Here is a 3,678-nt window from a genome sequence, read left to right on the forward strand (position 1 = left end):
CCGGACGCGCAACTGGAGTTCCGCAGCTTCTACAAGCTGCCGCGGGCGCAGGCCGACACGGAGAACTGCGTGGCGCACAACGGTTCGCTGATCCCGGTTCCGGGTCGCGACATCATGGTGCAGGCGTGGTACCAGGGCGGTGTTTCGGTGTGGGACTTCACCGATTCCGCGCGACCGCACGAGATCGCGCACTTCGACCGCCCGCCGTTCGACCCGGGCGAGCTGCAAACGGCCGGTTCCTGGTCGGCGTACTACTACAACGGGCACATCTACTCCAGCGGCATCCAGGAAGGGCTGGACGTGCTGAAGATCCGCGATCCGCGCACCGACCCCGCCGAGCAGGTCCGGTTCGAGGAGTTCAACCCGCAGACCCAACCGGTCCACGCCGGCTAGTCCGAAGTGGACAGATGACGCGGGCAGCCGGCTCCCCGGCCGGCGGTCCGCTCATGTGCGCCTGCGGCGAACTCCTTCCGGAACGCGGCGGCGTTCACTCCCCGTCGGAGCCGGTGTGCGGCGCCTGGGGCGGGCCGAACGTTTCCAGCACTGCGGCGAATTCGCCCGCGGTCAGCGCTTCTCCGTAGCGCGGGCCGACGGCGAAGTCGCAGCCGAGCTGCTGCCACCACCGCGCCTGCTCCTCGTCGTGCACATCGCCCACGCACACCCGCACGTCGCTGTCCCGCAGCAGCCCAACGAGCTGGCGCACCGCGCGCACCTCCGGCTCGTCGTCGGCGCAGCGCCCGTTCACCAGCTCCACCAGTTCCACCGCGAGCCGCACACCCCGCACCGGAAGTTCCCGCAGCACCCGGAGTTCCTGCGGTGCGCCGCGGAACGAGTGCAGCATCGTGCGCACGCCCATCGACCGCAGCACCCGGATGTTCTCGCGGATCTCCTCCGGCGAGTTCATCACCGCGTCGGTCGGCATGCACAGGTGCAGCCAGCTCGCGTCCAGCTCGTCACCGGCTCCGAGCACGCCGCGCACCAGCGCCACCAGGTCGGGGTCCCGCGACTGGTTCGTGCTCAGCTCGATCAGCACGCAGGTGTCGTGCCCGGCGCGGCTCCACTCCGCGAGCTGCTCCCACACGCAGCGCAGCATCCAGTCCCGCAGTTCGAGCGTGACCCCGGAACCTTCCGCGAGCCGCAGGATCTCGGCGTGCTCCAGCGGTTCGTGCCCGTCCGGCTGCCAAGCCAGCTGCGCCTCGACCGACACCAGCGCACCGCTGCCGGTATCGGCGACCGGGCGGTAGCGCACGTCGAACCCGCCCAGTTCCAGCGCGCCAGGCATGATCGCGGCCAGCTTCGCCTCGGTGCGCTCGTCCGGGGCCACGTCCGGGTCGAACAGCGCCCACTGCCGCTTGCCGGCGATCTCGGCGCGGCGCAGCGCGACGTCGGCCTCCCAGATCATGCTCGTCGGGTCGCCGTCGGCGACGCTGCGGCGCACCACGCCGATGCTGGCCGAGGTGGCGATGCCGTGCTCGCCGATGTAGATCGGCTCGGAGAGCTCCTCGTTGATCAGTGCGGCGAACTCCGGGATCTGCGCGGTGCGCGGGGATTCCGCGACCAGGATGGCGAACTCGGTGCCGCCGAACCGGGCCACCAGCGCCTGTTCGCCTTCCACCAGTTGTTCCAGGCGGCGCGCGACCGCGCGGATGATGCTGTCGCCGACCTCGTAGCCGAGCCCGTCGTTGATCAGCTCGAACCCGTCCAGGCCCAGGTGGTAGAGGGTGAGCACGTCGTCCGGCGCGAGGTTGCCGAGCGCGGCTTCCAGCCGGGTGCGGAAGAACTGCCGGTTCGCCAGGCCGGTCATCGCGTCGTGCAGCGCCTGGTACTGGAACCGCTCCTGCAGCAGGTGCAGTTCGCTGATGTCCTCGACCATCGTGACGAAGTGCTTCGGTTCGTCCTCGGCGTCGCGCAGCAGCGACACCGCCAGGTACGTCCAAGCCTGCTCCCCGTCGGCGCGCAGCAGCCTGCGCCGCTCGCGCAGCCGTTGCGCCGGTCCGCCCTCGGCGAGTTCGGCGTAGGCGGCGGTGAGGTAGGCGGCCTCCTCCGGGTGGAACAGGTCGTGGATCGTCATCGAGAGCAGATCGGATTCGCGATGCCCGAGGGTTTCCGCCAGCGCCGGGTTCACCTCGACGAACCGGCCATCCAGCGAGCAGATCGCCACGCCGACCGGGGTGCTGGTGAACACTTCGCGGAACCGCTCGTCGCTGGCGTCGCGTTCCCGGTCGGCGCGCAGCTTCGAGTGCAGCAGCGCGCGGGTGGTGAACTCCTCGCGCGCCACCGAGCGTTCGCGTTCGGCCGTGGCGAAACCCGCGGTGATCGCGGTGAGCAAGTGCATCAGGTGGCCCACCGCGCCGACGCTGGACTCGCCGACCACGTAGTCCCGGATGAGTTCGAGCGTGCGCGGCAACGCGCCTTCGCCGGTGGCGTGCAGGTCCACCAGCCGTTCGCCGACGGCATGGCCGGCTGCTTCGACCTTGCCGGGGTCTTGCAGCGCTTCGGCGAGCACGTCGACGAGTTCGGACAGCTGCCGCTGCAGCTCGTCCGGGGGCAGCGCGATGTCCGAGGTGTCCACCAGGCGCTTGGCCCACCGCAGCGTGAAGGTCCTGCGCCAGCCGGTGCTGTCCGGGCGCACGGCCGGCTCGGCCGCGGTCCCGCGCGCCGGGTTCGGATCTCCCATGCTCAGCTCACCCGTCCATCGACCACCTGCCGGCTGATCGCGCACCGGCCGAGGCGGAGCGCTCCCGCCTCGAACATCGCCACCCCGAACATCGCCGACGTGTCGGCCAGACTACTGGGTGACGTCCAGCTCGCGGCGCGAAGTCGACCTCGCCCGAATGCCGGATCGGCCGTGCCACGTTCGTGATCATCATGCCCCGGATGGCCGGGAGATGATCACAGGGGCCGCTCGGCCGTCGTGCCCTCAGCGACCAGATCGTCCAGCTCCTGCACGTCCGCCTCACCCAGCTTCACCTGATCGGCCGCGCAGTTGCTCTCCAGGTGTTCGATCGAGGACGTGCCGGGGATCAGCAGCGTGTTCGGCGCGCGGTGCAGCAGCCAAGCCAGCGACACCTGGGCGGGTGCCACCCCGAGCCGCTCGGCCACGCCGCGCACCACCTGATCGCCGAGCGCGCGGCTGTTCGGCTGGAACGCCGAGCCCAGCGGGAAGAACGGCACGAACGGAACCCCGAGCGCCGCGGTCCGGTCCAGCAGGTCCGCGGCGGCGCGGTCGACCACGTTGTAGGAGTTCTGCACCGCCGAGATCGGCGCGATCGCCCGTGCCTGCTCGAACTGCGCGAGGTCGACGTTGGACAGCCCGATGCTGCGCACCAGGCCCGCTTCGCGCAGTTCGGCCAGCGCGCCGACCTGGTCCTCCCACGGGATGCCTGGCTGTTCGGCGCTGTGCCGCAGGTAGACCAGGTCCAGCGCCTCCAGGTGCAGGCGGCGGAGGTTGTCGTGCACCTGCGCCCGCAGCGCGTCCGGGTGCACCAGCGGCGGCCAGCCGCCGCGGTGGTCCCGGTACGCGCCGATCTTGGTGGCCAGCAGCAGATTCTCCGGGTAGGGCCGCAGCACTTCCGCGATCAGCTCGTTGACCACCCACGGCCCGTAGAAGTCCGAGGTGTCGATGTGGTCGATGCCCAGTTCCACGGCTCGGCGCAGCACCCGCGCGGCGCGGTCCCG

2 protein-coding genes and 1 pseudogene are annotated in these 3,678 nt (G+C 70.8%); 1 reads left to right on the forward strand and 2 read right to left on the reverse strand.

Going from position 1 to position 3,678, the window contains the following annotated elements; translation table 11 throughout:
* A pseudogene (locus IJH84_RS13180) lies at positions 1-393 on the forward strand (hypothetical protein); the annotation flags it as partial.
* 94 nt (positions 394-487) lie between these two features.
* Here the strand turns inward: IJH84_RS13180 and IJH84_RS13185 are convergent.
* Together IJH84_RS13185 and IJH84_RS13190 are read right to left on the reverse strand one after the other, a co-directional pair.
* Positions 488-2,677, reverse strand: coding sequence for an EAL domain-containing protein (locus IJH84_RS13185; protein ID WP_295144650.1), 2,190 nt, complete (start codon positions 2,675-2,677; stop codon positions 488-490).
* A 215-nt stretch (positions 2,678-2,892) separates the two neighbouring features.
* On the reverse strand, positions 2,893-3,678 hold a 786-nt coding region (locus tag IJH84_RS13190; protein WP_295144653.1), incomplete at its 5' end, for an oxidoreductase.

Source organism: Saccharopolyspora sp., assembly GCF_017434145.1.
GTDB lineage: Bacteria > Actinomycetota > Actinomycetes > Mycobacteriales > Pseudonocardiaceae > Saccharopolyspora_C > Saccharopolyspora_C galaxeae.